Source organism: Achromobacter arsenitoxydans SY8 (genome assembly GCF_000236785.1).
Classification (GTDB): domain Bacteria; phylum Pseudomonadota; class Gammaproteobacteria; order Burkholderiales; family Burkholderiaceae_B; genus Achromobacter; species Achromobacter arsenitoxydans.
Genome location: NZ_AGUF01000013.1, coordinates 1 through 22,058, shown reverse-complemented (window position 1 = coordinate 22,058; position 22,058 = coordinate 1). Strand labels below are relative to the sequence as shown.

Annotated in this window: 21 protein-coding genes; 12 read left to right on the top strand and 9 right to left on the bottom strand. The window is 68.4% G+C overall.

Annotated features, from left to right (window positions below; all coding sequences use genetic code 11):
* Positions 1–68 precede the first annotated feature (68 nt).
* Positions 69–707: a VTT domain-containing protein gene (locus KYC_RS02625; protein ID WP_008158587.1), complete on the bottom strand. Its 639-nt coding sequence runs from the start codon at positions 705–707 to the stop codon at positions 69–71.
* Positions 708–807: 100 nt separating this feature from the next.
* Between KYC_RS02625 and mutL the strand changes: the two genes are divergently transcribed.
* Together mutL and miaA are read left to right on the top strand one after the other, a co-directional pair.
* Positions 808–2,751 (top strand): DNA mismatch repair endonuclease MutL, encoded by a 1,944-nt coding sequence (gene mutL / locus KYC_RS02620; RefSeq protein WP_008158585.1) that lies wholly within the window; start codon positions 808–810, stop codon positions 2,749–2,751.
* A gap of 1 nt (position 2,752) precedes the next feature.
* Positions 2,753–3,712: a tRNA (adenosine(37)-N6)-dimethylallyltransferase MiaA gene (miaA, locus tag KYC_RS02615; RefSeq protein ID WP_008158583.1), complete on the top strand. Its 960-nt coding sequence runs from the start codon at positions 2,753–2,755 to the stop codon at positions 3,710–3,712.
* Between the two features lie 77 nt (positions 3,713–3,789).
* Here miaA and purM read toward each other — a convergent pair whose 3' ends face one another.
* On the bottom strand, positions 3,790–4,839 hold the full coding sequence (gene purM, locus KYC_RS02610) for a phosphoribosylformylglycinamidine cyclo-ligase (RefSeq protein WP_008158581.1): 1,050 nt from the start codon (positions 4,837–4,839) through the stop codon (positions 3,790–3,792).
* A gap of 433 nt (positions 4,840–5,272) precedes the next feature.
* Here purM and hda point away from each other — a divergent pair, with 433 nt between their 5' ends.
* Genes hda through KYC_RS02590 form a run of 4 tightly spaced genes read left to right on the top strand, consistent with a single transcriptional unit; the run spans position 5,273 to position 8,533 of the window.
* Complete coding sequence (gene hda / locus KYC_RS02605) at positions 5,273–5,974, top strand: DnaA regulatory inactivator Hda (protein WP_008158578.1); 702 nt, start codon at positions 5,273–5,275, stop codon at positions 5,972–5,974.
* Positions 5,971–6,669 carry an HAD family hydrolase gene (locus KYC_RS02600; protein ID WP_008158576.1) on the top strand — a complete coding sequence of 233 codons (699 nt, stop codon included), beginning with the start codon at positions 5,971–5,973 and terminating at the stop codon, positions 6,667–6,669. Before hda ends, KYC_RS02600 begins: the two co-directional genes overlap by 4 nt.
* The gene (gene pcnB / locus KYC_RS02595; RefSeq protein ID WP_008158573.1) at positions 6,670–8,040 is read left to right on the top strand and encodes a polynucleotide adenylyltransferase PcnB; all 1,371 of its coding nucleotides are present in this window, start codon (positions 6,670–6,672) and stop codon (positions 8,038–8,040) included.
* Between the two features lie 4 nt (positions 8,041–8,044).
* On the top strand, positions 8,045–8,533 hold the full coding sequence (locus tag KYC_RS02590; protein WP_008158571.1) for a 2-amino-4-hydroxy-6-hydroxymethyldihydropteridine diphosphokinase: 489 nt from the start codon (positions 8,045–8,047) through the stop codon (positions 8,531–8,533).
* A 48-nt stretch (positions 8,534–8,581) separates the two neighbouring features.
* On the opposite strand, the gene KYC_RS02585 is transcribed toward KYC_RS02590, so the two are convergent.
* From KYC_RS02585 to KYC_RS02570, 4 genes are all read right to left on the bottom strand, one after another.
* Entirely contained in the window at positions 8,582–9,478 is an 897-nt protein-coding gene (locus KYC_RS02585; protein ID WP_008158569.1) for a sugar kinase, read from the bottom strand.
* 150 nt (positions 9,479–9,628) lie between these two features.
* Complete coding sequence (locus KYC_RS02580) at positions 9,629–10,462, bottom strand: HpcH/HpaI aldolase/citrate lyase family protein (protein ID WP_043517379.1); 834 nt, start codon at positions 10,460–10,462, stop codon at positions 9,629–9,631.
* Complete coding sequence (locus KYC_RS02575) at positions 10,459–11,652, bottom strand: CaiB/BaiF CoA transferase family protein (RefSeq protein ID WP_008158566.1); 1,194 nt, start codon at positions 11,650–11,652, stop codon at positions 10,459–10,461. Before KYC_RS02575 ends, KYC_RS02580 begins: the two co-directional genes overlap by 4 nt.
* Positions 11,649–12,479: an HTD2 family dehydratase gene (locus KYC_RS02570; RefSeq protein ID WP_008158564.1), complete on the bottom strand. Its 831-nt coding sequence runs from the start codon at positions 12,477–12,479 to the stop codon at positions 11,649–11,651. The genes KYC_RS02575 and KYC_RS02570 overlap by 4 nt, the downstream gene beginning before the upstream one ends.
* Before the next feature lie 149 nt (positions 12,480–12,628).
* Here KYC_RS02570 and KYC_RS02565 point away from each other — a divergent pair, with 149 nt between their 5' ends.
* The gene (locus KYC_RS02565) at positions 12,629–13,522 is read left to right on the top strand and encodes a LysR family transcriptional regulator (protein ID WP_008158563.1); all 894 of its coding nucleotides are present in this window, start codon (positions 12,629–12,631) and stop codon (positions 13,520–13,522) included.
* 13 nt (positions 13,523–13,535) lie between these two features.
* Here the strand turns inward: KYC_RS02565 and paaG are convergent, their stop codons facing one another.
* From paaG to KYC_RS02550, 3 genes are read right to left on the bottom strand one after another with little or no spacing between them, the layout of a single operon-like run.
* Positions 13,536–14,342, bottom strand: a complete 807-nt coding sequence (gene paaG / locus KYC_RS02560; RefSeq protein ID WP_008158561.1) for a 2-(1,2-epoxy-1,2-dihydrophenyl)acetyl-CoA isomerase PaaG — start codon at positions 14,340–14,342, stop codon at positions 13,536–13,538.
* On the bottom strand, positions 14,339–15,451 hold the full coding sequence (locus tag KYC_RS02555; RefSeq protein WP_008158559.1) for an acyl-CoA dehydrogenase family protein: 1,113 nt from the start codon (positions 15,449–15,451) through the stop codon (positions 14,339–14,341). Before KYC_RS02555 ends, paaG begins: the two co-directional genes overlap by 4 nt.
* Before the next feature lie 32 nt (positions 15,452–15,483).
* A complete protein-coding gene (locus tag KYC_RS02550) occupies positions 15,484–16,674 on the bottom strand; it encodes an acyl-CoA dehydrogenase family protein (RefSeq protein ID WP_008158558.1) in 1,191 nt (396 codons plus the stop codon).
* A 205-nt stretch (positions 16,675–16,879) separates the two neighbouring features.
* Between KYC_RS02550 and KYC_RS02545 the strand changes: the two genes are divergently transcribed.
* The 5 genes from KYC_RS02545 to KYC_RS02525 are packed head-to-tail and all read left to right on the top strand — an operon-like array spanning position 16,880 to position 22,002.
* Positions 16,880–17,284, top strand: a complete 405-nt coding sequence (locus KYC_RS02545) for a Zn-ribbon domain-containing OB-fold protein (RefSeq protein ID WP_008158556.1) — start codon at positions 16,880–16,882, stop codon at positions 17,282–17,284.
* Positions 17,281–18,453: a thiolase gene (locus tag KYC_RS02540; RefSeq protein ID WP_008158553.1), complete on the top strand. Its 1,173-nt coding sequence runs from the start codon at positions 17,281–17,283 to the stop codon at positions 18,451–18,453. The genes KYC_RS02545 and KYC_RS02540 overlap by 4 nt, the downstream gene beginning before the upstream one ends.
* Positions 18,454–18,470: 17 nt before the next feature.
* Complete coding sequence (locus tag KYC_RS02535) at positions 18,471–19,988, top strand: class I adenylate-forming enzyme family protein (RefSeq protein ID WP_008158552.1); 1,518 nt, start codon at positions 18,471–18,473, stop codon at positions 19,986–19,988.
* Positions 19,989–20,044: 56 nt separating this feature from the next.
* Complete coding sequence (locus KYC_RS02530) at positions 20,045–21,019, top strand: Bug family tripartite tricarboxylate transporter substrate binding protein (protein WP_008158550.1); 975 nt, start codon at positions 20,045–20,047, stop codon at positions 21,017–21,019.
* Positions 21,020–21,039: 20 nt separating this feature from the next.
* Positions 21,040–22,002, top strand: a complete 963-nt coding sequence (locus KYC_RS02525; protein ID WP_008158549.1) for an NAD(P)H-dependent flavin oxidoreductase — start codon at positions 21,040–21,042, stop codon at positions 22,000–22,002.
* Positions 22,003–22,058: the final 56 nt, after the last annotated feature.

Sequence of the window (22,058 nt, the reverse complement as noted above, 5' to 3'; positions counted from 1 at the left end):
CCAAGCATTGAAAAGGGCTGTGCGTCATCTGGCGCACAGCCCTTTTTCTTTGTGCCGGAACCGCGGACCTATTGGGTGCGGCGCGAGCGGAAGAGCTTGACCACGGCCGCCCCCACCACGGGCACGATGGCCGCGGCCAGGCCGATCAGGACGATAGTGTTCAAGTGTTCGCGGACCAGCGGGATGTTGCCGAAGAAGTAGCCCGCCGCCACCAGGCTGATCACCCACAAGAGCGCGCCCAGAATATTGAACAGCTGGAATCGCGCCAGCGACATGTCGGCCACGCCCGCCACGAACGGCGCGAAGGTCCGCACCACCGGAATGAAGCGCGACATCACGATCGTCTTGCCGCCGTGCTTTTCGTAGAACGCGTGCGTGCGCATCAGGGCGCCGCGGTCCAGGAAGCGCAGGTTCATCGAAAAAACGCGCGGCCCGATATACCGGCCGATGGCGTAGTTCAGCGTGTTGCCGGTCACCGCCGCGACGATGAGCAGCACAGACATCAGAATCGGGTCGATATGCCCCGTCGCGCCGAAGGCGCCGGCGATGAACAGCAGCGAGTCCCCGGGCAGGAAGGGCAGCACCACCAGCCCGGTTTCTGCGAAGACGATCAAGAAAAGCACCAGGTACACCCACACGCCGTATTGCGCGACCCAGACGCCAAGCGTCTGGTCGATGTGGAGCACCATATTGAAGAATTCAAGCATTGAAGCAGCCCTGATATCGGAAGGGAATTTTGCCAGCGACTATAGCCCACCGGGCCAAGACGTTAAAATCGTCCGCATAGCTACACCAGACCTGAGCCCAATGACCGAACGCCGTTCCATCCTCGCGCTTCCCGACCTGCTGATCAGCCAGATCGCCGCTGGCGAGGTGATCGAACGGCCGGCGTCCGTGCTCAAGGAAATTCTTGAAAACGCCATCGACGCCGGCGGGCGGGCCATCGAGGTCCGCCTCGAGGGCGGCGGCATCCGGCGCATCGCCGTCACCGACGACGGCGGCGGCATCCCCCCTGAAGAACTCCCGCTGGCGCTGGCGCGCCACGCCACCAGCAAGATCCGCTCGCTCAACGAACTGGAGTCGGTGGCGTCCATGGGGTTCCGCGGCGAAGCGCTGGCGTCCATCGCCTCCGTTGCCCAGGTCTCCATCATTTCCCGCACGCGCGACGGCGACCACGCCTGGCAGATTGACGCCGGCAGCATGCAGGTCGGCCCCGCATCGGGCCCGCCCGGCACCACCGTGGACGTGCGCCAGCTGTTCGACGCCGTGCCGGCGCGCCGCAAGTTCCTGCGCTCCGAGGCCACGGAATTCGGCCACTGCGTCGACGCGATGGAGCGCATCGCGCTGGCGCACCCCCAGATCGCATTCCGGCTTTTCCACCACGACCGCGCGCAGCGCCAATGGCTGCCGGCCGAACCGCCGCAGCGCATCCGCGACGTGCTGGGCGCCGAATTCGCCGAACACGGCCTGCTGCTGTCGCATTCGGTGGGCACGGTCAGCCTGGCCGGCATGATTACTCGCCCCACCGCCGCACGCGCCCGGGCCGACCGCCAGTACCTCTACGTGAACGGCCGCTACGTGCGCGACCGCACCGTCAGCCATGCGCTGCGCGCCGCCTATGCGGACGTGCTGCACGGCGACCGCCAGCCCGCCTACGTGCTGTTCCTGGATATCGACCCCGCCGCCGTGGACGTGAACGTCCATCCGGCCAAGCACGAGGTCCGCTTCCGCGACAGCGGCGCCGTGCACCGCTTCGTCTCGCATGCGGTCAGCCAGACGCTGGCGCAGACCGGCGGCTCGTCGGCGGTGGCGCCCGCCGGCCAACATGACGACGCCGAATTCGAAACCGTGGCGCGCCCGGCCGCTGATGCAGCGCCGGCCCCGCAGACCGCGCCCCCATCCACCCCCGGCCTGAACCCGGCGTCCGCGGACTCGCCGCGGCCCGGCTATGCCGGCGGCAATGGCGGCGGCGCCTCGTACGGCCTGCGCCCATCGCCCGCCCCGCAGCGCCCCCACAGCCAGGTGCCGTTCCGCCTGCACACGGAGCCTGCCGGCATTCCGGCGGCCGACTGGCAATCGCTCTACCGACCGCTGAACGACGACACCGCCGGCAAGGCCGCCCCCCTGCGCGAACCCGCGCCGGCCGCCACGCTGCCCGCGGACGAGGAACACCCCCTGGGCATGGCGGTGGCGCAACTGCACGGCGTCTACATCCTGGCGCAGAACCGCCGCGGCATGGTGCTGGTGGACATGCACGCCGCGCATGAACGCGTGGTCTACGAACAGCTCAAGCACGCGCTGGACGCCCGCAGCCTGCCGCGCCAGGACCTGCTGGTGCCCGTGGTGTTCCACGCCCAGGAAAAGGACGTGGCCATCGTCGAAGAGTTCGAGGAACAGCTGAACGACCTGGGCTTCGAAATGCGGCCGTCCGGCCCCACGTCCATCGCCGTGCGCTCGGTGCCCGCCATCCTGGCCCGCGGCGACATCGAAACCCTTGCCCGCGCCGTGCTGCGCGACCTGGGCGCCGTCGGCGTCTCGCGCCTGCTGACCGAGCAGCGCAACGAACTGCTGTCCACCATGGCCTGCCACGGGTCGGTGCGCGCCAACCGCAAGCTCACCCTCGAAGAAATGAACGGGCTGCTGCGCCAGATGGAATCCACCGAACGGGCCGACCAGTGCAACCATGGCCGCCCCACCTGGGTGCAGTGGTCCATGTCGGACCTGGACAAGCTTTTCCTGCGCGGACAATAGCTTGCCTTCCTCCCTCGCCCCCGCTTCGGATCTCGTCCTATGCCTTGCCGGCCCCACCGCGGCCGGCAAGAGCGCGTCCACGCTGGCGCTGGCCGAGCGCTGGCCGCTGGAAATCGTCAACGTGGATTCGGCCACCATCTACCGCGGCATGGACATCGGCACGGCCAAACCGTCGCGTGACGAACAGGCCCGCGTGCCGCAGCACCTGCTGGACATCCTGGATCCCGTGCAGTCGTACTCGGCCGCAGAGTTCCGCACGGACGCGCTGCGGCTGATCGGCGAGATCCGCGCACGCGGGCGCATCCCGCTGCTGGCGGGCGGCACCATGATGTACTACAAGGCGCTGCGCGACGGCCTGGACGACCTGCCGCAGGCCGACCCCGCCCTGCGCGCCGAACTGGAAGCGCGCGCCGCCCGGCTGGGCTGGCCCGCCCTGCATGCCGAACTGGCCGCACTGGACCCGGCTACCGCCGCCCGACTGGCGCCCAACGACAGCCAGCGCATCCAGCGCGCCCTGGAAATCTGCCAGCTGTCCGGCCAGCCGATGTCCGCGCTGCTGCAGCGCGCGCATCGCAAGCCCGACGACGACGCCAACCGCTACCTGACCATCAGCCTGGAGCCCTCGGACCGGGCCGCGCTGCATGCGCGCATCGAACAGCGCTTTGACGCCATGCTGCGCCAGGGCCTCATCGACGAGGTGCGCCGCCTGCACGCCCGCCCCGACCTGCATCCGGGCCTGCCGTCCGTGCGTTGCGTGGGCTATCGCCAGATGTGGGCCCACCTGGACGGTGAAATCGACCTGGACACCGCCCGCGAGCAGGGCATCGCCGCAACGCGCCAACTGGCCAAGCGCCAGATCACCTGGCTGCGCGCACAGCCCGAACGCGTCATCGTGGACTGCCTGGCCCCGGACGCCGTGGCCCGGACGATCGACGCCGTGGCGGCGGCGCTCGCGGCTTAGCCAAGGCGCCAGCGCGCAGACGTAAAAAAACCGCCGTTGCCGGCGGTTTTTTGTTGCGGCGAAACTGCCGCGCGGCGCTACACCACGAAAGTCTGCGCCATGCCCGCTTCCTGCGGCACGATTTCGCCCAGCTTGCTGACGGTTTCGCCCTGCTCGCGCAGCGTGGCGGCGATGGCGTCGGCCTGGGCCGGATCCACCACCAGCACCATGCCGATGCCGCAGTTGAAGACGCGATACATTTCGGTGTCCTCGACGCCGCCCTGCTCCTGCAGCCACTGGAACAGCTTGGGCATTTCCCAGGCGTCGCGATGCAGCTTGGCCGCCAGGCCGTCTTGCAGGATGCGCGGCACGTTATCCAGCAGACCGCCGCCCGTGATGTGGGCCAGGCCCTTGATCGCGGCGCCATGCTTGGCCAGCGCGGCCAGCACCTGCTTCACGTAGATGCGGGTCGGGGCCATGACGACGTCGACCATCTTCTGGCCGTGGAAATCGTCGTCCGGCTTGGCGTTGGCGCGCTCGAGAATCTTGCGCAGCAGCGAATAGCCGTTGGAGTGGGCGCCGCTGGACGCCAGGCCCAGCACGACGTCGCCCGCCTTGATGGACTTGCCGTCGATGATCTTGGACTTTTCCACCGCACCCACCGCGAAACCGGCCAGGTCGTATTCGCCGTCCGGGTACATGCCCGGCATTTCGGCGGTTTCACCGCCGATCAGCGCGCAGCCCGACAGTTCGCAGCCCTTGGCAATGCCGCCCACCACCGCAGCCGCCGTGTCCACCGACAGCTTGCCGCAGCCGAAGTAATCCAGGAAGAACAGCGGCTCGGCGCCCTGCACCAGGATGTCGTTGACGCTCATGGCGACCAGGTCGATGCCCACGGTGTCGTGGCGGTTCCAGTCGAACGCCAGGCGCAGCTTGGTGCCCACGCCGTCGGTGCCCGAGACCAGCACGGGCTCCTTGAAGGTCTTCGGCACTTCGAACAGGCCGCCAAAGCCGCCGATACCGGCCAGCACCCCGGGGCGCATGGTGCGCGCGGCAAGGGGTTTGATACGGTCGACCAGGGCGTCGCCTGCGTCGATGTCGACACCGGCATCGCGGTAGGTCAGGGGGGCTTTAGGTTGATTCGTCATGAGAAATGCCGTGGGGTATGTAACAATTGCTGGGAATTTGGTGGAACGCCCTGCATTTTACGATGACGCGGGCGCAAGCAGGGCTCAAGGGCGCAAACCCAAGCCAGGCCAAGCGCTCGGACGCGACACCATCCCCTCAGGTGGTTTAAAGTGTAGGGTTGGCCGGTATTGATTTTGCCAGTTTCTGGCGGTTAAAGCCCAAGCCGGGTCCAACCAGGCCTGGCGGCAAGCCCCGATGGCAAACCCAATGGGCAAAACCCAACGGCAAACCCCGGCCTTGCCAGGTCGAATTTTGGCCCATGTATCACTGATTTTCTTGGTTTTTCCGGCGCCCCGGCAGCGTTGCCCGGCATGTCCCCCGCGGAAATCCGCTGCGAACCTTCGCGGCGCAGGTTTCCGGAAGGCTTCGGAAGAGCCCGATTGATAACCTCTCATGAACCGCCAGCTGCTGCTCGACGTTCTTCCCGCGCCAGCGCCATCGCTGAACAACTATATCGCCGGCCCCAACGGGGAAGCGCTGGCGGCCGTGCGCACGCTAAAACCGGGCCGCGCCCTGTACATCTGGGGCGCCGCGGGCTGCGGCCGCACCCACCTGCTGCGCGCCCTGACCGCGCGCCCCGACGCCGTCTTCATCGACCCGGCCAACGGCGAGAACATGCTGCGGCGCCTGGCGGAAGCCGATTCCAAGTCCCCGATGCCCCAGTTCGTGGCCGTCGACGACGTGCACCGCATGGACGACAGCCGCCAGGCCGCGCTCTTTGCGCTGTACAACCGCTGGCGCGAATCCGCCGCCACGGGCCGCGCCTTCGCCCTGGCGCTGGCGGGCGACCGCGCTCCGCTGTCGATGCCGCTGCGCGAAGACCTGCGCACGCGCCTGGGCTGGGACCTGGTGTTCCGCCTGGACCCGCTGTCCGATGCCGACAAGCTGGCCGCGCTGTCTTTCCAGGCGGCCGAACGCGGCCTGCATCTTGCGCCGGAAATCATCAATTGGATGCTCACGCACCACGAGCGCGACATCCGCAAGCTGGCGGCCCTGCTCGACGCCCTGGACCGCTATTCCCTGGCCACCGGCCGCCCCATCACCCTGCCTCTGCTGCGCGCCATGCTCGCAGATCCTGATTCACAACGCACATGACCACCCGACGTCTCGCCCTGTTCGACCTGGATCACACCCTGTTGCCGCTGGATAGCGACTATCAATGGGCCGACTATCTGGCTCGCACGGGCCGCGCGGGCGATCCCGTCGAAGCCCGCCGTCTGAACGACGATCTGATGGACCGCTACAACCGCGGCGAACTGACGGCCGAACAGGCCGCGGAGTTCATGCTGGGCCTCCTGGCCGCGCATTCGCCCTACGACCTGGCGTCCTGGCACGAAGCCTTCATGGGCGAAGTCATCCGCCCGTCCATCACCCCCGCCGCGCGCGACCTCGTGGATTCCCACTTGGAAGCCGGCGATCTCTGCGCCATCGTCACGGCCACCAACAGCTTCGTCACCGCCCCCATCGCCCGCGCCTTCGGCGTGCCCCACCTGGTCGCGACCGACGCCGAATATCTGCGCGGCCGCTACACCGGCCGGATCCTGGGCACGCCCAGTTTCAAGGAAGGCAAGGTGGTGCGCGTCAACGATTGGCTGTCCGGCATGGGATTGGGACTTGCGGATTTCTCCGAATCGTTTTTCTATAGCGATTCGGTCAATGATGTGCCTCTCCTCGAAAAGGTGACCCGCCCGATCGCCGCCAACCCCAGCCCCACCCTGCGCGGCATCGCGCAGGAACGCGGCTGGCAAGTGATCGACCTGTTCGACCACATGGAAGATTCGAAGTCCTAAATGATCACTGAAACCATAAGAAAATTCGTCGGCCGACTGTTCGCGCCGGCGCCCAAGGGGCCGTTGCGCATCACGCGCGACAAGCACGGCATCGACCGCCGCAACGTGTCGCGCCACGCCATCAAGGTATGCGAAGTCCTGCGCCAGCATGGCTACGAAGCCTACATCGTCGGCGGCGCGGTGCGCGACCTCATCGTCGGCCTCGAACCCAAGGACTTCGACGTGGCCACCAACGCCACGCCCGAACAGATCCGCCCGCTGTTCCGCCGCGCCCGCATCATCGGCCGCCGCTTCCAGCTCGTCCACGTCGTGTTCGGCCAGGAAATCATCGAGACCTCCACCTTCCGCGCCCCGGCCTCGGAAGACCAGGAAACCGACGAGCACGGCCGCATCCTGCGCGACAACGTGTTCGGGTCGCAGGAAGAAGACGCCAAGCGCCGCGACTTCACCATGAACGCGCTGTACTACGACCCGCACAACGAGGAAGTCATCGACTACCACGATGGCGTGGCCGACCTGAAGAAGCGCCAGATCCGCATCATCGGCGATCCCGTCAAGCGCTACCGCGAAGACCCGGTCCGCATGTTGCGCGCGGTGCGTTTCGCCGCCAAGCTCAACGGCGCGATCGACCCGGCCACGCGCCAGCCGATCCAGACCATGGCGGACCTGATCGAGAACGTGCCGGCCTCGCGCCTGTTCGACGAAATGCTCAAGCTGCTGACCTGCGGCCACGCCATGGACTGCCTGCGGCAGCTGCGCGCGGATGGCCTGCACAAGGGCCTGCTGCCGCTGCTGGACGTCGTGCTGGAGCAGCCCGGCGGCGAACACTTCGTGGAACTCGCCCTCGAACGCACCGACGCACGCGTGCGCGCCGGCAAGACCATCAGCCCCAGCTTCCTGTTCGCCGCGCTGCTGTGGCAGCAAGTGGACGTGCGCTGGAAGCAGCTGCGCGCCCAGGGCGAACACACCATCCCGGCGCTGTCGTCGGCCGCCGACTCGGTGCTGGACGAACAGACCGAGAAGCTGGCCATCCAGCGCCGCTTTTCGTCGGACATGCGCGAAATCTGGTTCATGCAGCCGCGCTTCGAACGCCGCATGGGCAAGACCATCTACCGCATGATCGAGCAGCCGCGCTTTCGCGCCGCCTGCGACTTCCTGCAACTGCGCGCCGCCGCCGGCGAATTCGACAGCGTGCTGGCGCAGTGGTGGATGGACCTGGCCAATGCCGACGACGTCACCCGCGCCGACATGATCGAAGAAATCGCGCGCCAGCCGCGCGATGCCGGCGACGCGCCGTCGTCGTCGCCCGCCCGCCGGCGCCGCCGTCCGCGCCGCAGCGGTCCGCGCAGCAGCTCGCCCAGCGGCGATTGACGCCATGCAGCGCCAGCCTGTCCGCGCCTATATCGGCCTGGGCGCCAACCTGGGAGACAGCGCCGCGACGCTGCGCCAGGTGCTGGCGGAACTGCAATTGACGCCCGGCATTGCCGCGGCGACGGCGTCGCCTTTCTACCGCAGCGCGCCGGTCGACGCCTCGGGCCCCGACTTCGTCAACGCCGTGGCGGCGCTGGACACCACCCTGCCGCCGCTGGAGTTGCTGGACGTGCTGCAGGCCCTGGAAAACCAGCATGGCCGCCAGCGTCCCTACCGGAACGCGCCCCGCACGCTGGACCTGGACCTGCTGCTGTACGGCGACACGCAGCTGGACCACGAACGCCTGATCCTGCCGCATCCCCGCATGCATCTACGCGCCTTTGTGCTGCTGCCCTTGCGCGACCTGGCGCCTGGCCTGCTGCTGCAGGGCAAGCCGATAGCCGCGTGGATCGCCGCGATCCACGACCAGTCCATCGAGCGGATCGCCGCCTGACCGCCCGCGGCGATTCCGTGCGGCGCGCATCCAGGCGCCGCCAGCCCGTCACGCCTTCGGCGTGAACGCCATCATCGCGCGCTCGACGTCCTCGACCTGCGGCAGCCCCGCTTCGTTGCCCAGGTGCTGGATCTTGTGGGCGGAGGCGGCCCGCGCGAAAGTAAAGTGTTCGATCCAGGGCTGCTCGGGCCGCGTCAGGTAGGACCAGACATAGGCGCCATGGAACACGTCGCCCGCGCCCGATGTGTCGACAATGCGCGAGCCCGGCACGTCCAGCGAAGGCAGCGTATCGACCCGCCCCGTCTCGTCGTACCAGAGCATGCCGCGCTCGCCCATCGTGACCGCGCCGATGCGGCAGCCGCGCGCCTTGAGCAGGTCCAGCAGGCCCGCAGGCGTCAGCCCCAGCTGCTCGCACATGCGCTCCGCGCAGACGGCCACGTCGATGAAGCGCAGCAGTTCGTCGGTGTTCTCGCGCACGCCCCCGCCGTCCAGCGAGGTCAGGATGCCCGCCTGACGGCAGGCGCGCGCGTAATGCAGGGCCGCGTCGGGCTGATGGCCGTCCAGATGCAGGGCCCGGTAGCCGCCGATGTCCAGTCTGGGGAAATCGTTCAGGTATTCCACGTCGCGCGCGCGCAGGATGGCGCGCTTGCCGTGGTTGGGCATGATGAAAGACAGGGACGACCGGCGCACCTGGCGCGCATGCAGCGTCACCCCGTGCGCGGCCGCCATGTCGGTGTACATGTGCCCCAGCCAGTCCGGCGCCAGCGAGCAGATCAGGTCCGGCGGCAAGCCCAGCCGCGCACAGGCGAATGCGGCCGTGACCGCATTGCCGCCGAAGGACACGGCATAGTCGCGCGCCACGCTCTTCTGGTCGCCCGTGGGCCATTCGTCGGCCAGCACGGTGACGTCGATGTAGGTATGTCCGATGAAAAGCGCGTCGCCCATGGGCCTGCCTTTAAGGAAGCTATGTGTGGAGTCTGACACGCCGGCGGCTGCGCGGCGCCCGGTGACCCTGGAACACTTGCGCAAGGTTAAACCGGCCTGCCGCGCGCGCCGGAAAGCGGCGGGCGGATCCTGTCGCGCGCCGCAGGGGAATCAGGCCCGCGCGGGTTCCCCCGCCTGCGCCAGCACCAGGCGGGCGCGCGCGATGACGGGCGCGTCGACCATTTTGCCGTCCAGCATGAAGGTGCCCGCGGCCGTGTCGCGATGGGCGGCGACGACACGCCGCGCCCATTCCAGTTCCTGCAGCGCCGGCACGAAGGCGGCGTGGATGACCGGCACCTGCGTGGGATGGATGCACAGCATGCCGCCGAATCCCATCTGCTGCGCGCGGCCCGCTGCGGCGGCAAGGCCAGCCTGATCCTGCACGCCGGGAAAGACGCCGTCCAGCGCGGGCGCGAGGCCGGCGGAGCGGGTATGCAGCAGCACCTGCACGCGGGCGTGGTCCAGCACGGTTTCGGCGCCAGGGGTGTCGGGCGTCAGCCCCAGGTCCAGGCCGTAATCCAGGCTGCCGAAGGCCAGGCGCGCGACGCTGGGCGTCGCCGCGATCTCGCCGGCGTTGAGGACGCCCTGGGCGGTTTCGATGATGGGAATCACGGGCACGCCAGCCTGGGCGGCGTGGCGCACCTGCATCATGCTTTCGGCCTTGGGCAGCAGGATGCCCGTCACGCCGGGCTTGCCGCGGCAGGCCTTGAGATCGTCGTCATGCCAGGACGTCGACGCGTCGTTGATGCGGATCCACACCCGCGCCTGGGGATTCAGGCCCAGGAAGTCGCACAGGGCTTCGCGGGCGGAAGCCTTGGCCAGGTGTTCCACCGCGTCTTCCAGGTCAACGATGACGGCATCCGCGCCGGCGGCCAGCGCTTTGGGTATGCGCTCGGCCCGGGAGGCCGGCACAAACAGGGCGCTACGAACGACGGGATGCATCACACGACCTCCGAGGCATGGAATTGCGCCACCTGTTCCGGCGCGTATCCCAGTGATGCTAGCACCGCATCGGTGTTTTGGCCCACCGCGGGCACGGCCCCCATGCGCGGCGCGAAGGCGCTGCTGCTGGCGGGCGGCAGCAGCGCAGGCAGCACGCCCTGCGGGCTGTCGACCTGGCTCCAGCGCTGGCGGGCCTGCAATTGGGGATGCGCCCACACGCCCGCCATATCGTTGACGCGCGCGTTGGCGATCTGCGCGTCTTCCAGGCGTTGCGTCACCTGCTCGATGGACAGGTCGGCGAAGGCGGCCACGATAAGGCCGCGCAGGGCGTCGCGATTGGCGGTGCGCAGCGAATTGGAAATGAAGCGCGGATCTTCCGCCAGCTCGGCCTGGCGCAGCACCTGGGCGCAGAAGACGCGCCACTCCCGTTCATTCTGCAGGCCCAGCATGATGGTGGAGCCTCCGCCCACGGGGAACGGCCCGTAGGGATAGATGGAGGCGTGGGCGGCGCCGGCGCGCACGGGCGGCGCCGCGCCATCGAAGGCGTAATACATGGGAAAGCCCATCCACTCGACCATGCTTTCCAGCATGGACACGTCCAGGCGGCTGCCCAGGCCCGTCTTCTGGCGCAGCAGCAACGCGTTCAGGATGGCCGAATAGGCGTACATGCCGGCGGCGATGTCCGCGATGGAGCAGCCGGCCTTGACCGGGTCGTCCTTCGTGCCGGTGACCGACAGGAAGCCGCTTTCGCTCTGGATCAGGAGATCGTAGGCCTTCTTGTCCTGGTAGGGGCCGCCTTCCCCGTAGCCCGAGATATCGCAGACGATCAGGCGCGGATGCTTCTTGTGCAGCGCATCGAAAGACAGCCCGAGCCGCGCTGCCGCGCCGGGGGCCAGGTTCTGCACCAGCACATCGGCCGATTCCAGCAGGCGGTCCATGATGTCGCCGGCCTCGTCGCGCTTCAGATCCAGCGTCAGGCTTTCCTTGGACCTGTTGGTCCAGACGAAGTGCGAGGACAGGCCGCGCACGCGTTCGTCGTAGCCGCGGGCGAAATCGCCGCTGCCGGGGCGTTCGATCTTGATGACGCGCGCGCCCATGTCCGCCAGCTGGCGGGTGCAGAAAGGCGCGGCGATGGCGTGTTCAAGGCTGACGACGGTAATGCCGTCCAGCGGGCGGGAGGCCTGCGTGTTCATTCGGTGAACCTCAATTCAGCTTGGTGGGCCAGCGTGCCGTCCTGCTCTGCCCAGAGCTGGGCCACGCCCGGCTCGGTCAGGCGGCCGGCCGCCTGGAAGGGCGCGGGCGAGATCAGCGGACGCAAGCCGCGGTAGGACAGGTGCGTAAGGCGCGCCTTGGGATGGGCGCGCCGGAACGCGGCGACCATTTCGGTGGCGATGAGGGGACCGTGCACCACCAGGCCGGGATAGCCCTCGACGCCGGTCACGTAGGGATGGTCGTAGTGGATGCGGTGGCCGTTGAAGGTAACCGCCGAATAGCGGAACAGCAGCACCGGAGAAGGATTCACGGTGTCGGTCCATTGCGCCTGCGGCGCCGGCTCGCTGCCGGTCAGCTTGGGCGGCGACGGCTGGCGGTACACGATGTCCTGTTCTTCCACGATGGCCAGCTCGCCCGCCTGATGGTATTCATGGCGCACGGTCACGAACAGCAAGGAGCCTGTGCGGCCCGATTTTTCCTTGACGTCGGCCACCGTGGAAACGCGTTCGGCGGGCGTCCCCACCTTGAGCGGCTGGCGGAATTCGACGCGGCCGCCCGCCCACATGCGGTTGCGGTCCTGCGCGGGCGGAAGAAAGCCGCCGCGCGAGGGATGCCCATCCGTCCCCAACCCGTCCATGCCCACCGTGCCGATGAAGAAGGCCCATTGCCACAGCGGCGGCAGGTCATCTCCCGCGGCGGGCACGGGACCGCCCAGGGTTGCGGCGATGCGCGCGGCGTGGCCGGGATCCATGGCGTCCGCCTTGCGTTCGCCGCTGCCGATCCATGCGGCCGGATCTGTTGAAGTCATGCCGGAAATCCTCTGGTGGAATTATCAAGCCTGAAGCATGCCCGCAAGCCCCAGCCTAAGTGAATTCGTTTTTCCTCAAGGCGGGGTTTGCTGGGCCTGAATCGGCCATCCGCGCCCGGCCCGGCACAACGCGCCGTAATATATGGGCCATGCACTTCGACCTCGCCGACCTCAGACTGTTCATCCACATCGCCGAATCCCCCAGCCTGACCCAGGCGGCCAAACGGGCGCATCTGTCCCTGGCTGCGGTCAGCGTGCGGATCAAGGCGCTGGAAAACCAGCTCAACACGCGCCTCCTGTACCGCGACAGCCGCGGCGTGGAAATCACCCCCGCCGGTCAGAAACTGCTGCAGCATGCGCGGGTCATCATGCGGCAGGTGGATCACCTGAAGCACGACTTCCAGGAGCAGTCCGACGGCGATGCCGGCCATATCCGCATCTTCGCCAACACCACCGCCGTTACGGAATTCATGCCGGACATCCTGGCGCAGTTCCTGTCCGGACATCCCGGGGTCACCGTGGACCTGCAGGAACGCCTGACGCGCGACATCGTGCGCGGCGTGCTGGACGGCACGACCGACCTGGGCATCGTCGCAGGCCCGGTGGACGCGCCCGAATTGCAGACCATCCACTTCAGCACCGACCGGCTGGTGCTGGTCGTGCCCAATGGCCACCCGCTGCAAGACCAAGACAAGGTCAAGCTGGCGGACGCGGTGCGCTATCCGTTCATCACCATGCACGAAGGCTCCACGCTGGTGGCCTTCCTGCGCGACCAGCTCGAGCGCATCGGCCAGCGTCTGCCGCAGCGCATCCAGCTCTACAGCTTCGATTCGATCTGCCGCATGGTGCAGGCGGGCGTCGGCGTCGGCGTCATTCCCGATTCGGCCGCCCGCCGCTATGGCGCGGACACCACGCTGCGCGTCGTCGAGCTGGACGAACCCTGGGTGGTGCGCGAACGCAAGCTGCTGGTGCGGGACATCGACGCCCTGCCCGGCTGCGCGCGCGAACTGATCGAACAGATCCAATCGCCGCGCGCGCCCTGAGCCGGCGCGCGCGTCACTTTCCGGAAAACGCGGGCGGCCGTTTTTCGGCGAACGCCCGCATGCCTTCCAGGTAGTCGTCGGTGTAGCCGAGTTCGCGCTGCAGGCTGCATTCCAGATCGAACTGCTGCGCCAGTGTGTTGCCGCTGGACGCATGCAGCGCCGCCTTGGTGGCCGCGTAGGCGCGCGTGGGGCCCGCGGCCAGCGTGTCCTGCACCTGTTGCAGCGTGTCCGGCAGCGCCGCATCGGGCACCACCCGCCAGATCAGGCCCCAGGACTCGGCCTGCGCCGCGGACACCGATTCGCCGAACAGGGCCGCCCCCATCGCGCGCGCCGAACCCACCAGGCGCGGCAGGAACCAGGTTCCGCCCGCGTCCGGCAGCAGGCCGATCTTGCTGAACGCCTGCACGAAGCGGGCCGACTCCACGGCGTACACCACGTCGCAGGCCAGCACCAGGCTGGCGCCCGCGCCCGCCGCCACGCCGTTCATCACGCACACCACGGGCACGGGCAAGGCGCGCAGCCGGTTGATGAGCGGGCGATAGCATTTTTCAAGCATGAGGCTCAGATCGCGGCGCGTGCCGTCCTGCGCCGGCTTGCGTTCGCCCAGGTCCTGGCCGGCGCAGAATCCGCGGCCGGCGCCGGTGATCACCAGGCCGCGCAAGCCGGCGTCGGCCTCAAGAATGTCCAGCGCCCGGGCGAGCTCGCCGTGCATCACTTCGGTAAAGCTGTTCATGCGCTCGGGCCGGTTGAGCGTGATGACGCCCACGCCGCGCTCCAGCGTGAAGCGGATCTGCGTGAATTCCGCGGTGTTGGCGTTCATGCCAGTTCCTCCAGTACTGCCAGTTGCTCGGCGGTGTCGCCCAGCAGCTGGTCCACGACCGTCAGGCGCTTGAAATAGTCGCCCACTTCGAGTTCGTCCGTCATGCCCATGCCGCCGTGCAGCTGCACCGCCATCTGCGCCACCAGCCGGCCCGCGCGCGCGGCTTCGAGCTTGGCCGACGCGATCATGCGGCGCCGCTGCGCGGCGTCGGATTCGGTCAGGGCCGCCACCGCCACGTAGGCCATCGACAGGGCAAGTTCCTTGGCCACCAGCATCTCGGCCAGGCGGTGCTGCAGGGCCTGGAAGGACGCCAGGGGCTGGCCGAACTGCTTGCGCGTCTTCAGGTAGTCGACGGTGATTTCCAGCAGGCGGTCCATGGCGCCCGCCGCATGTGCGCACAACGCAGCGGTGCCCCATTGCAGCGCCTGCGCCAGGGCCTCGCCGGCGGCCTCGCCTTCGGCCAGCAGGGCGCCGGCGGGCAGGCTGACCGCGTCCAGGTCCAGCCGCGCGCAGCGCGCGCCGTCCAGCGTGGGCGTGTCGGTAATGCGTACGCCCGCCGCGTCCGCGGGCACGGCCAGCAGCAGCGTCTGGCCGTCGTCGCCGCGCGCGCTGATGAACCAGGCGGTGGCGGCTGCGCCATGCCACACCAGGTGCTTGGCGCCGTCCAGCCGCCAGCCCTCGGCGGTGCGCGCGGCGCGGCAGCCCTGCGGGGCCGCATCATAGCGGCGTCCGGGCTCCTGCCAGGCGACGCTGACGATGGCCTCGCCCGCAGCGATGGCGGGCAGCCACTCGGCGCGAGCCGCGTCGCCGCAGGCGTCGAGCAGCGCGGCGCCCATGACGGCGCTGGGGATGACCGGCTCGGACACCAGCCCGCGGCCGAGTTCGACATGCACCGGCAGCAGGCTGGCCGGCACTTCGCCGAAGCCGCCATGATCCTGCGAGATGTTCAGGCCCAGCACGCCCAGCTCGGCCAGCGCGCTCCAGGCCTGTCCGTCAAGCTTGCCGGCGGCCTGCCGGGCGCGGCGCTGGGGAAAGGTCCATGCCTGGTCCACCAGGCGGCGCAGGCTGTCGGCCAGCATGCGCTGTTCTTCCGTGTAGATGAAATCCATGCGTCGTGTTCCTGTGCGGTTGCGCGCCGGGCCTACAGGCCCAGCACCAGGCGGGCGATGATGCCTTTCTGCACTTCGGTCGTGCCGCCGTAGATCGAGGTCTTGCGCATATCGGCGTAGCCCGCGCCCGCGGCGGCGGCCATCTCGGGTCCGGGCCCGTGAAAGTCGTTGCCGGCGACCAGCCAGTCGGGATCGTAGGGCCAGGATTCCGGGCCCGCGATCTCCATCTGCAGCATCGCCAGGTCCTGCTGGATCTCGGACCCGCGGATCTTCAGCACCGACGCCTCCGGGCCCGGCGAGCCGTCATTGGCGGAGGCCACGCGCAGCAGCAGCATTTCGAGCGCCATGATGTCGACCTCGATGCGCGAGATGCGGTCGCGCATCCGGCTGTCCGCCAGCAGCGGCCTGCCGCGCGACTGCGCGCGCGCCGCCATGTCTTTCAGGATGCCGAGTTCGCGGTGGCAATGACCCAGGCCGGCGATGCCGGTGCGCTCGTGGCCGAGCAGGTACTTGGCGTAGGTCCAGCCCTGGTTCTCTTCACCGACCAGATTGGCGGCCGGCACCCGCACGTTCTCGAGCCAGACCTCGTTGACGTCGTGGCCGCCGTCCAGGGTGCGGATGGGCCGCACGGTGACGCCGGGATCGCGCATGTCCAGCAGCAGCATCGAGATGCCGCGCTGGGCGCGGGCGTCGGGATCGGTGCGCGCCAGGCAGAACATCCAGTCGGCGTACTGGGCAAGCGTGGTCCAGGTCTTCTGGCCGTTGACGACGTAGCCGTCGCCGTCGCGCTCGGCCCGCGTCTTCAGCGACGCCAGATCGGACCCCGATCCCGGTTCGGAATAGCCCTGGCACCACCAGTCTTCCACGCGGATCATGCGCGGCAGGAGGCGCGCTTTCTGGTCGGCGCTGCCGTATTTCATCAGCACGGGACCGATCATGGACAGGCCGAACGGCAGCAGCCGCGGCGCGCCCGCCTTGAAGCACTCGACCTCGAAGATCAGGCGCTGCAGCGCATTCCACCCTGTGCCGCCGTATTCCACCGGCCAGTTGGGCGCGCCCCAGCCCTGATCGGCCAGGATGTTGTGCCAGCGCACGTAGTCATCGCGTTCGAGCCGCTGGTGCCGCTGCACCTTGGCGCGGATGTCGTCCGGCAGGCTGGCGGCGGCGAAGGCCCGCACTTCTTCACGGAATTGGCGCTCTTGCGGCGTCCAGGTCAGGTTCATGGTCCACCTCCTTTGCCCGATATCTAGCCACGGCCCGCACGCCCGGGCAATCTGCCTCTTCCGAAGACGGGCTTCGCACAGCGTGTAGGGAAAGCCGCCCACTACGGATTGGCAAAAGTCCTGCTTCAGCAATGAAGAATGGCCGAAGCCGGCGGCACTGCGGACACTAGGGCCTGTTTCGCCAACACTGGAATCCCATCCCGCCATGACTGCTCCCGATCAGACGGAAAGCGTGTCGCACGGCGTCGAGGCGCAGTACCGCCAGGCGCTCGACGACGGACGTTTTCTTATCCAGCAATGCGCCGGCTGCGACCGCGCCGTGTTCTACCCCCGGATGCTCTGCCCGCACTGCGGCGCGGACAAGCTTTCCTGGATCACGCCCGACGGACGCGGCGCCGTCTATTCCACCACCGTGGTGCGGCGCAAGCCCGACGCGGGCGGCGACTACAACGTGGCCCTGATCGACCTGCAGGAAGGCGTGCGGCTCATGAGCCGCGTGGAAGGCGTCGCGCCGGACGCGGTGCGCATCGGCATGGGCGTGCGCGCCCAGGTGGTGCAGCAAGACGGGCGCGGGCTGGTCGTCTTCGTACCCAACAAGGAGGCGCCATGACGCTGAAAGATCTGCGCGGCGCCGTGGCGGTGGCCGGCGTGGGCCACGCCGGCCTGGGACAGGCCGCGGGCTACACCGAAATGGAAATCCTGGTCCAGGCCGCGCAACGCGCCGTGGCGGACGCGGGCCTGACCATGCGCGACATCGACGGCATCTGCACGGCCAGCGTCGCCGCCCCGATGTGGGCCATGCCGGTCATCGAGCACCTGGGCATCCGCCCCACGTTCATCGACAGCACCATGCTGGGCGGCTCCAGTTTCGTGGCGCACCTGATGCCCGCGCTGCACGCGCTGGCGTCCGGCCAGTGCAACGCCGTGCTGGTCTGCTACGGCAGCACCCAGCGCACGTCCACGCTGAGCCGCGCCGAGATCGGCCGGGTCCGCAAGCAGTTCGACCCTCAGCCCTACGAGACCCCCTACGATCCGCTCAGCCCGCTGTCATCGTATGCGCTGGCGGCGGCGCGCCACATGCACCAGTACGGCACGCGGCGCGAAGACCTGGCGCGGGTGGCCCTGGCCGCGAACCAATGGGCGCAATTGAATCCCGAAGCGCAGTTGCGCGAGCCGGCCACGCTGGACCAGATCCTGTCGGCGCGCATGGTGTCCGACCCCCTCAGCGTGCGCGACTGCTGCCTGGTCACCGACGGCGCGGGCGCCTACGTGCTGGTGCGCGCCGACCGCGCACGCGATCTGCCGCGCCCGCCGGTCTATGTGCTGGGCAACGCCACGGCGGTGTGGAACCGGCAGATTTCCTCGATGGAAGACCTGACCGTGACCGCCGCCGCCGAATCCGGCAGCCGGGCATTCGCGATGGCCGGCGTGGCGCCCCGGGACATCGACGTCGTCGAACTCTACGACGCCTTCACCATCAATACGCTGCTGTTCCTGGAAGACCTGGGCTTCTGCGCCAAGGGCGAAGGCAAGGATTTCATCGCGGACGGCGCGATCGCGCCCGGCGGCAGGCTACCCGTGAACACGAACGGCGGCGGCCTGTGCTGCGTGCATCCGGGCATGTACGGGGTCTTCATCATGATCGAAGCGGTGCGCCAGCTGCGCGGCGAGTGCGGCGCGCGGCAGGTCGCCGACGCCCAGCTTGCGCTGGTGCATGGAAACGGCGGTACGCTGTCCAGCCAGTCCACCGCCATCCTGGGCACCCAGGCCACGCTTTGATCATTAACGCAACATCCATGTCCCAAGCAGAATCCATCACCCGCATCCACGAAATCCTGGCGCTGCAGGCGCGCAGGCAGCCCGACGCCATCTGTCTGTACGAGGAAGGCGGCGGCACGCTTACCTACGGCCAGCTATGGCGGCGCGTGCAGGACACGGCGGACTGGTTGCGCGCCCAGGGCGTGCAACCCGGCCATCGCGTGATGATGGTGGGCGAGAACTGCGCGGCGATGATCGCGGCGCTGTTCGGATGCGGCCTGGCGGGCGCGTGGCCGGTGGGTGTGAATGCCCGCCTGTCCGCGCGTGAAGTCGACAACATCCGCCAGCACGCGCAGCCCGAATTGCTGCTGTACACCACGGGCGTCTCGTCCGCGGCCGCGGCCCATGCCGTCGCCGCCGGCGCCGCCGGCGCCGACGAGTCCGTATGGGGGCCCGGCATCCAGGCCGCGCGCGCGGCCTCGCCCACGCATGCGGAAACTGGAGTTCTGGCGGACCAGGTCGCCACCGTGATCTACACGTCCGGCACGACGGGCGCGCCCAAGGGCGTGATGGTGCCGCACCGCGGCCTGGTGCACTTTGCGCGCGTGTCGGCGGCGTCGCGCCGGTTGACCCCGCAGGACATCGGCTACGCGGCATTGCCCATGTCGCACATCTTCGGCATCGCCACCGTGCTGATGGCCACGCTGTACGCCGGGGCCAGCCTGGTGCTGCGCAGCCGGTTCGACGCCGACGACGTGTTCAAGGCATTGGCGCATCCCGGCGTCAGCATCCTGCAGGGCGTTCCGACCATGTTCAGCCGCATGATGGCCGCGGCGCCGCCCCGCGCGGAACTGCGCGCGCCCGCCCTGCGCTACATCTACACGGGCGGCGCCGCGCTGGACCCCACGCAGAAGCGCGACGCCGAGCGCTACTTCGGCATGCCGATGCACCACGGCTACGGCATCACCGAATATGCCGGGTCCATGTTCATCACCAACATAGATGCGCCGCGCGACGACTGCTCGTCCGGCCATGCCGTGGACGGCGTCGAGATGCGCATCGGCAATCCCGACGCCGCCCCGACGCCCGGCGAACGCGGCGACATCCTGATCCGCGGCCCCGGGGTCATGCTGGGCTACTACCGCAATCCCGAACAGACCGCGCTGGCGCTGTTGCCCGGCGGGTGGCTCAACACGGGCGATATCGGTTATGTCGACGCCAGCGGCGCGCTGTTCATCGCGGGACGCTCGAAGGACCTGATCATCCGCTCGGGGTTCAACGTCTATCCGATCGAGGTCGAATCCGTCATCAACGCCTTTCCGGGCGTGCGCCTGTCCGCCGTGGTGGGCCGCGATACCGCCGACCACAACGAAGAGGTCATCGCCTTTGTCGAGGCGATGCCGGGCGCCACGGTAGACACCAACCTGCTGATGCTGCACCTGCGCGCCCAGCTTGCGCCGTACAAGCGGCCGGCGCGAATCATTCCCATCGAATCAATACCCACCACCGTCAGCGGCAAGATCCTGAAGCAGCCGCTGAAAGAAAGGCTGGCGTAGGCGCGGACAGGCGTTCCGCTCCACGACCGGCCACCCATGCACTAGGAGACAAGAGCGTGAACATCAAGAACCTGATCGCCGCGGCCTCGGCCGTGGCCGCACTGGCCGCCACCCAAAGCGCCTGGGCACAAGCCTATCCCGAACGGCCGATCCGCCTGCTGGTGGGCTACGCGCCGGGCGGTCCCGTGGACACGACGGCGCGCGTCTTCGCCAAGTACCTGGGCGACAAGCTGGGCCAGACCGTCGTGGTGGAGAACCGCGCCGGCGCGAGCGGCATGATCGCGTCCGACGCCACCGCCAAGGCTGCGCCCGACGGCTATCTGCTGGGCTTTGCCGCCAGTCCCACCCTGACCATGTCGCCGCAGGTGCAGCGCAGCACCCTGTTCGATCCGCGCAAGGATTTCTCGCTGATCGGGCTGGTGGTCGACTACGCGAATGTGCTCCTGATCGGCCCGCAGATTCCGGCGAAGAACGTGGGAGAACTGGTCACCTATGCCCGGGCGCATCCGGACGCTGTGTCGTTCGGGTCGGCCGGCATCGGGGCGTCGAATCACCTGTCGGCGGAGCTGCTGAAGAAGCAGGCCCAGGCGCCCATGCTGCACGTGCCGTACCGCGGAAATTCGCCCGCCATGATGGACGTGGTTAGCGGCAAGGTGACGTTCATGTTCGATATCACCAGCACGGCCATTCCCTTCATCAAGAGCGGCAAGGCGCGCGCGCTGGCCGTGACGTCCAAGACCCGCAATCCCGAGCTGCCCGAGGTGCCGACGATGATGGAGGCCGGCATGAAGGACTACGAGGTGGTGGGCTGGTACGCGCTGGTCGGACCGAAGAAGCTGCCCGACGCGGTGTCGGCGCGCCTGACCCGCGCGCTGGGCGAGGTGTCGAAGGATCCCGCCTTCCGCCAGGCTATGACCGAGGGCGGCTACACCATCAATTCAGGCGATTCCCAGGCTTTGCAGGCGCGCATCGACCGCGAGTATGCGCTGTGGTCGGACGTGATCCAGAGCGCCAACATTCAGGCCAACTGACCTTTACCGGAGCACCCACGATGAATCCCCTGCTCGCGCTGCGCGCCCAGACCCGCCTGCCGGTCATCGGCGCCCCGATGTTCCTGGTCTCAGGACCGCAACTGGTGGTGGCGCAATGCGCGGCGGGAATCATCGGCACTTTTCCGTCGTTGAACGCGCGTCCGCAGGAGCAGTTGCACGAATGGATCACGCGGATCGAGGACGGCCTTGCTGCGAGGCGCAGCGCCGACCCGGCCGCCAAGGTGGCGCCCTACGGCGTGAACCTGATCGTCCATCCCAGCAATCCGCGCTGGCAGGGCGATCTGGCGATCTGCGCGGAGCGTCGCGTGCCGCTGCTGATTACGTCGCTGCATGCGCCAGAGGCGGTGGTGAAGGCGGCGCACGCCTACGGGGGGCTGGTCTATCACGATGTGACGAACGTGCGGCACGCCAAGCGCGCGCTGGACGCCGGCGCCGACGGCCTGATCCTGGTCGCGGCTGGCGCGGGCGGCCACGCGGGCCAGGTCAATCCGATCGCGCTGGTCAACGAGATCCGAGCGTTCTACGACGGGCCGCTGGCGCTGTCGGGCTGCATCAGCCACGGCAAAGACATTCTGGCGGCGCAGATCCTCGGGTGCGATTTTGCGTACATGGGCACGCGCTTCATCGCGACGCAGGAGTCGCTGGCGGGGGATGCCTACCGGGAGATGGTGCTGGCGGCGCAGGCGGCGGATGTGACTTACACGCCTTATTTCTCCGGGGTGCCGGCGAATTATCTGTCGGCCAGCATCGTGGCGGCGGGGCTGGATCCTGTGGTTTTGGCCGGCAATGGGGTGAAGCCGGCGGCCAATATGGACAAGAGTTCCCGGCCCAAGGCCTGGAAGGATGTGTGGAGCGCCGGGCAGGGCGTGGGGGCTGCGCAGGAGATTCTGGCTGTGGGGGAGTTGGTGGGGCAGCTGGAGGTGGAGTATCAGGAGGCTCGGGAGGCTGTGCTGCGGGGGTGATGCGTTTCGCGTCGGTCTGAGTTCTTAAGACGCCCGGCTAGCAAATGAGGCAACGT